The organism is Pseudomonas sp. BN411 (assembly GCF_029871235.1).
In the GTDB taxonomy this organism is placed as follows: domain Bacteria; phylum Pseudomonadota; class Gammaproteobacteria; order Pseudomonadales; family Pseudomonadaceae; genus Metapseudomonas.
In genome coordinates, this window is sequence record NZ_SSOM01000046.1 from 1 (window position 1) to 6,715 (window position 6,715).

At 66.8% G+C, this 6,715-nt stretch carries 5 protein-coding genes; all 5 read left to right on the forward strand.

Features of this window, described 5'->3' with window-relative positions:
* Positions 1-16: 16 nt before the first annotated feature.
* Complete coding sequence (gene mmsB, locus E8F06_RS06195) at positions 17-907, forward strand: 3-hydroxyisobutyrate dehydrogenase (RefSeq protein ID WP_280365284.1); 891 nt, start codon at positions 17-19, stop codon at positions 905-907.
* A gap of 2 nt (positions 908-909) precedes the next feature.
* Positions 910-1,998, forward strand: a complete 1,089-nt coding sequence (locus E8F06_RS06200; protein WP_280365277.1) for an enoyl-CoA hydratase/isomerase family protein — start codon at positions 910-912, stop codon at positions 1,996-1,998.
* Positions 1,999-2,026: 28 nt separating this feature from the next.
* Entirely contained in the window at positions 2,027-3,178 is a 1,152-nt protein-coding gene (locus tag E8F06_RS06205; RefSeq protein ID WP_280365279.1) for an acyl-CoA dehydrogenase family protein, read from the forward strand.
* Positions 3,179-3,453: 275 nt separating this feature from the next.
* On the forward strand, positions 3,454-5,085 hold the full coding sequence (locus tag E8F06_RS06210) for a methyl-accepting chemotaxis protein (protein WP_280365280.1): 1,632 nt from the start codon (positions 3,454-3,456) through the stop codon (positions 5,083-5,085).
* Positions 5,086-5,273: 188 nt separating this feature from the next.
* A partial coding sequence (locus E8F06_RS06215) for an aldehyde dehydrogenase family protein (protein ID WP_280365282.1) occupies positions 5,274-6,715 on the forward strand: 1,442 nt, incomplete at its 3' end.

Below are 6,715 nucleotides of genomic sequence, written 5' to 3' on the forward strand. Positions count from 1 at the left end.
TCAAGAGGACGCCAACATGCATATCGGATTCCTTGGCCTCGGCAACATGGGCGGCCCCATGGCCCGCAACCTGCTCAAGGCCGGCCACACCCTCACCGTATTCGACCCCTCGCCGCTGGCGACCGCCGCACTCGTAGAGCTCGGCGCCCGCACCTCCAACAGCCCGGCGGAGCTGGCCCGCGATGGCGTCGCCGCGATCATCACCATGCTGCCCACCGCGGCCCACGTGAAGGATGTCTACCTGGGCGCCGAAGGCCTATTGGCCAACGTCCAGCCGGGCGTGCTGCTGATCGACAGCTCGACCATCGACCCGCTCAGCGCCCGCGAAGTGGCCAAAGCCGCCGCCTCCCAGGGCAATCCCATGCTCGACGCGCCGGTTTCCGGTGGCACAGGTGGCGCGGCGGCTGGCACCCTGACTTTCATGGTCGGCGGCACCGTCAGCGCCTTCGACGAGGCCCACCTGCTGCTCGCCGCCATGGGCAAGAACATCGTCTACTGTGGTGACACAGGCAACGGCCAGGTGGCCAAGATCGCCAACAACATGCTGCTAGGCATCTCCATGGTCGGCGTCGCCGAAGCCATGGCGCTGGGCGTTGCCCTGGGCATGGACGCGAAAGTCCTGGCCGGCATCATCAACACCTCCAGCGGCCGCTGCTGGAGCTCGGAAATCAACAACCCGTTCCCCGGCGTGCTGGAGAACGCCCCAGCTTCGCGCGGCTACAGCGGCGGCTTCGGCACCGACCTGATGCTCAAGGACCTGGGCCTGGCCACCGAGGCGGCTCGCCATGCGAAACAGCCGGTTGTACTCGGCGCCGCAGCCCAGCAGCTCTACCAGACCTTCAGCCTGCAGGGCTACGGCGGCCTGGACTTCTCCGCAATCATCAACCTGTTCCGCCGGGAAGCCTGAGCATGAGCGAGCACGAGGCACCGGTCCTGGCCAGTGTGCGCAACCGCGTCGGCCACCTGACCCTCAACCGTCCGGAGGGCCTGAACGCCCTGAACCTGCCCATGGTGCGCCTGCTCTGCAAGCACCTCTGGGCCTGGGAGGAGGACCCGGAAATCGTCGCCGTGGTCATTCGCGCGGCCGGCGACAAGGCGTTCTGCGCCGGTGGCGATATCCGCATGCTCTACGAGAGCCATACGGCCGGCGACAACCAGCACGAACTGTTCCTCGAAGAGGAATACGCGCTGGACGAGTACCTGCACGGTTACTCCAAGCCGGTACTGGCGCTGATGGACGGCTTCGTTCTCGGCGGCGGCATGGGCCTGGCCCAGGCAGCCTCGTTGCGCATCATCACCGAGCGCACGCGGATGGGCATGCCGGAAGTCGGCATCGGCTTCTTCCCGGATGTCGGCGGCAGCTACTTCCTGCCGCGCCTGCCCGGTGAGCTGGGTGCGTACCTGGGACTTACGGGCCGCCATGTGCGCGCCGCCGACGCGCTCTATGCGGGGCTTGCCGACTACTGCCTGCCCAGCGAACGCATCGCGGAGCTGGACCAGGCGCTGGACAACCTCAACTGGAGCTACGCCCCACGGGAAAACCTCCACCAGTTGCTGGCGGGCCTTGCCACCGAGCGCATCCCCGGCTCGGAGCTGAAGGCCTTCCGCCAGGCCATCGACCGGCACTTCGCCCTGCCCGATATCGCGGCCATCCGCCAGTCGTTGCTGGCCGAGGACTGCCCCGAGTTCCGTGACTGGGCCGAGGAAACCGTACGGCTGCTGGACAGCCGCTCGCCCCTGGCAATGGCCGTGACCCTTGAGCTGCTGCGCCGTGGCCGCCACCTGTCCCTGGCCGACTGCTTCGCCCTGGAGCTGCACCTGGACTACCAGTGGTTCGACAAGGGCGACCTGATGGAGGGTGTTCGCGCCCTGATCATCGACAAGGACAAGAACCCGCGCTGGAACCCGCCGACCCTGGCGGAACTGACGCAGGAGCGGGTGCTGTCCTTCTTCAGCGGCTTCAAGGCCGCTCCCGCCAAACCCCTTCGCACCGCCTGACGGCACCAGCCTGCGGGAGATACGCACGATGCACGATATCGAACTCACCGAAGAACAACGCATGATCCGCGACATGGCGCGGGAATTCGCCCGCGCCGAAGTGGCGCCAAAGGCACAAGCCTGGGAAAAGGCTGGCTGGATCGACGACGACCTGGTGCAGCAAATGGGCGAGCTGGGCCTGCTCGGCATGGTGGTGCCCGAGGAATGGGGCGGCACCTACATCGACTACGTCGCCTATGCCCTGGCGGTGGAAGAAATCTCCGCCGGCGATGGCGCCCTCGGCGCCCTGATGAGCATCCACAACTCCGTGGGCTGTGGGCCGATCCTCAAGTACGGCAGCGAAGCCCAGAAAGACCGCTGGCTGGCGGACCTGGCCAGTGGCGCCGCCATCGGCTGCTTCTGCCTCACCGAACCCCAGGCCGGCTCGGAAGCGCACAACCTGCGCACCCGCGCCGAGCTCAAGGACGGCCAGTGGGTACTGAACGGCGCCAAGCAGTTCGTCAGCAACGGCCGGCGCGCCAAGCTCGCCATCGTCTTCGCGGTGACCGACCCGGAGCTGGGCAAGAAAGGCCTGTCGGCTTTCCTGGTGCCCACCGACACACCCGGATTCGCCGTCGACCGTAGCGAGCACAAGATGGGCATCAAGGCCTCGGACACCTGTGCCGTGACCCTGAGCGACTGCCGCATCCCGGAAGAGAACCTGCTGGGCCAGCGCGGCAAGGGCCTGGCCATCGCCCTGTCGAACCTGGAAGGCGGCCGCATCGGCATCGCCGCGCAGGCGCTCGGCATCGCCCGCGCGGCCTTCGAGGCGGCGCTTGTGTATGCACGGGAGCGGGTGCAGTTCGGCAAGCCAATCATCGAGCACCAGAGCATCGGCAACCTGCTGGCGGACATGCACACCCGCCTCAACGCCGCGCGGCTGATGATCCTCCACGCAGCGCGCCTGAAGAGCGTCGGCCTGCCCTGCCTGTCCGAAGCCTCGCAAGCCAAGCTGTTCGCCTCCGAGATCGCCGAGCAGGTGTGCTCCAGCGCCATCCAGATCCACGGCGGCTACGGCTACCTGGAGGACTACCCGGTGGAGAAGTACTACCGCGATGCCCGCATCACCCAGATCTACGAAGGTTCCAGCGAAGTCCAGCGACTGCTGATCGCCCGCGAACTGGCCAATCTGCAACTCTGAGTCACCCACGCTTTCCGGGCGCTCCCTTTCCCGAGGGACGCCCGGATTTTTTTGCCCGGCCGAAACCGGCACGCCACCACGTGCCGCAGCCGCCAGGGCACGAAACAGCCGGCCGTCTCATACAGAGACAACTGCCCTCCCCGTCCAGGCCGGATAACGGGCCGCCCACCCAGTCCTCCAGCACCGGCCAACGCAGCCTCCTTTTGCGCCATACCCTGTCTGGCATAGGCCTTGCTCCGACGGGGCCAGCCCCTGACAACAAGAAGCCAACCTCCATGCCCAACCTGCGCCACATCCCCATCAGCCAACGCCTGTGGCTGATCCTTCTGACCTCTCTGGCGATCCTGTTCACCCTCACCGGGTTGATGCTCAGCCAGAACCTCAGCGACCTGCACGCCGCCAAGGCCCTGAAGACCCACCATGTAGTGGAGACCGCCAGCAGCATCCTGCGCTACTACCAGGGGCAGGAAAGCGCCGGAAAACTCAGCCGTGAACAGGCCCAGAAGCAGGCCATCGAATTGATGCGCAGCCTGCGCTACAACGGCGAGGACTACTTCTGGCTGGAAGACTTCGACACACGCATGGTCATGCACCCCAACCCCAAGGTGGATGGCAAGGTCATGACCGGCACCCGCGACCCGGACGGCAACGCCCCGTTCGACGATATGGTGAGCGTCGCCAAGCGCGACGGCGCTGGCCTGGTCCATTACCGCTGGCCCCGCCCCGGCTCCGAAGAGCCGGTGCAGAAGGTGTCCTACGTCGAGCTGTTCAAACCCTGGGGCTGGATAGTCGGCTCGGGGATCTACGTCGACGACGTGCAGACCGAGTTCCGCACCCAGGTCCTGCACACCCTGAGCATTCTGCTGGTGACCGGCCTGCTGCTCACCGCCCTCATCATCCTGATCGCCCGCAGCATCGCCTCGCCCCTGGATGAAGCAGTCGGGGCCATGGCCAATATCGCCAGCGGCGAGGCCGACCTCACTCGCCGCCTGGACGATCACTGGCGCGACGAACTGACTGCCCTGGGCACGCACTTCAACACCTTCACCCGCAAGCTGCGCGGCGTCATCGGCCAGTCGCTGGAAACGGCCGACTCGCTCGACCAGGCCTCGCATTCCCTCGGCACCATTGCAGGCGACACCCAGCGCCAGAGCCAGCAACAGTCCCAGCAGATGGAGCTGGTCGCCACCGCGGTCCAGGAGCTCTCCTACGCCGTGCAGGAAGTGGCGAGAAACGCCGAGCATGCCGCCAACGAAGTGCGTGACGCCGAAGAGCAGGCGCTCCGTGGCCAGGACAACATCGACAGCAGCCTGACGCGAATCGACCAACTCTCCGGCACCATCGGCAAGGCGGTGGACGTGATCCAGTCCCTGGCCCACGAAAGCGCCCAGATAGGCACCGTGCTGGAAGTCATCCGTGCCATCGCCGAGCAGACCAACTTGCTGGCGTTGAATGCCGCCATCGAAGCGGCGCGCGCCGGCGAACAGGGCCGGGGATTCGCCGTGGTCGCGGACGAGGTCAGGTTGCTGGCGCAACGCACACAGAAATCCACGGCGGAGATCCAGACGATGATCGAGCGCCTGCAAGCCAACTCGGCAGCGGCCGTGCGGGTCATCGACGAGAGCAGCCAGGCATCCGCCCTGACCGTCGAACAGGCTCGCCTGGCGGGCCAGAGCCTGGAGCAGATCGCCCAGTCCCTGCGCAACCTGACGGGGCTGAATGCATCCATCGCCAGCGCCACGCTGCAACAGTCCCAGGTGGTCGAGGACATCAACCAGAACGTGACCCAGGCAGCCTCCCTGGCCGAAGAAAGCGCCCTGGCCGCCCACCAGTCCAACGAGGCTAGCCGCCACCTCGAATCGCTGGCCAGCCAATTGAACCAGACCCTGAAACAGTTCCGCGTGTAGGCCTGGTCGACGGGAGCGAGACAGGGGCGCTGTCTCATTCAGAGACACCTGCCCCAGTCCGGAACAACCCTGCCGCGTCGATATTTTCCACGAACCCGTATCTCTGCTGCGCCGGGCCTGGCCTGCACAGGCGCTGGCACAGGGCTTGCTCCCGCCGGGGCTGACTCCAACAACAAGAGGCCCCGCCCATGCAGATCCCTTCGATCCTGCCGAAAACACGCTCCTTCCTCGATCGCCCGCACCGCATGCTGATCGGCGCCGAATGGCAGGACGCCGTCAGCGGCAACACCATCAGCTTCCGCAATCCGGCCACCGGCGAAGTCCTCGGCGAGGTGCCCTCCGCCAGTGCCGAAGACGTCGACCGCGCCGTGCAGGCCGCGCGCCAGGCCTTCGACGATTCCGCCTGGAGCCGTATGCGTCCGCGCGAACGGCAGAACCTGCTGTGGCGCCTGGCCGACCTGATGGAACGCGACGCCCAGGAACTGGCCGAGCTGGAGTGCCTGAACAACGGCAAGAGCGCCGCCGTGGCCCAGGTCATGGACGTGCAGCTGGCCATCGACTTCCTCCGCTACATGGCCGGCTGGGCCACCAAGATCGAAGGCAGCACGGTCGACGCCTCCCTGCCGCTGATGCCCCACGACCAGTTCCACGGCTACATCCGCCGCGAAGCCGTCGGCGTGGTCGGCGCCATCGTCGCCTGGAACTTCCCCCTGCTGCTGGCCTGCTGGAAGCTCGGCCCGGCGCTCGCCACCGGCTGCACCGTGGTGCTGAAACCCGCCGACGAAACCCCGCTGACCGCCCTCAAGCTGGCCGAACTGGTGCTGGAAGCCGGCTACCCGGCCGGGGTGTTCAACGTCATCACCGGTACCGGCCTGAATGCCGGCGTCGCCCTCACCCGCCACCCGGGCGTCGATAAGCTGACCTTCACCGGCTCCACCGAAGTCGGCAAGCAGATCGGCAAGGCGGCCATGGACAACATGACCCGCGTGACCCTGGAACTCGGCGGCAAGTCGCCGACCATCGTCCTGCCCGACGCCAACCTCGCCGAAGCCGCTGCCGGCGCCGCCACCGCGATCTTCTTCAACCAGGGCCAGGTCTGCTGCGCCGGCTCGCGCCTGTACGTGCACCGCAAGCACTTCGACAACGTGATCGCCGACATCGCCGGCATCGCCAACGGCATGAAGCTCGGCAACGGCCTCGACCCGAGCGTGCAGATGGGCCCGCTGATCTCCGCCAAGCAGCAGGACCGCGTCACCGGTTACATCAACCTCGGCCGCGAACTGGGCGCCACCATCGCCTGCGGCGGCGACGGCTTCGGCCCCGGCTACTTCGTCAAGCCGACGGTGATCGTCGACGTCGACCAGCAGCACCGCCTGGTGCAGGAAGAAATCTTCGGCCCGGTGCTGGTGGCGATGCCCTTCGACGACATCGATGAAGTCATCCGCATGGCCAACGACAACCCCTATGGCCTCGGCGCCAGCATCTGGTCCAACGACCTGTCGGCGGTGCATCGGATGATTCCGCGCATCAAGTCCGGCTCGGTCTGGGTCAACTGCCACAGCGCCCTCGACCCGGCCCTGCCCTTCGGCGGCTACAAGCTCTCCGGCGTCGGCCGCGAAATGGGCGCGGC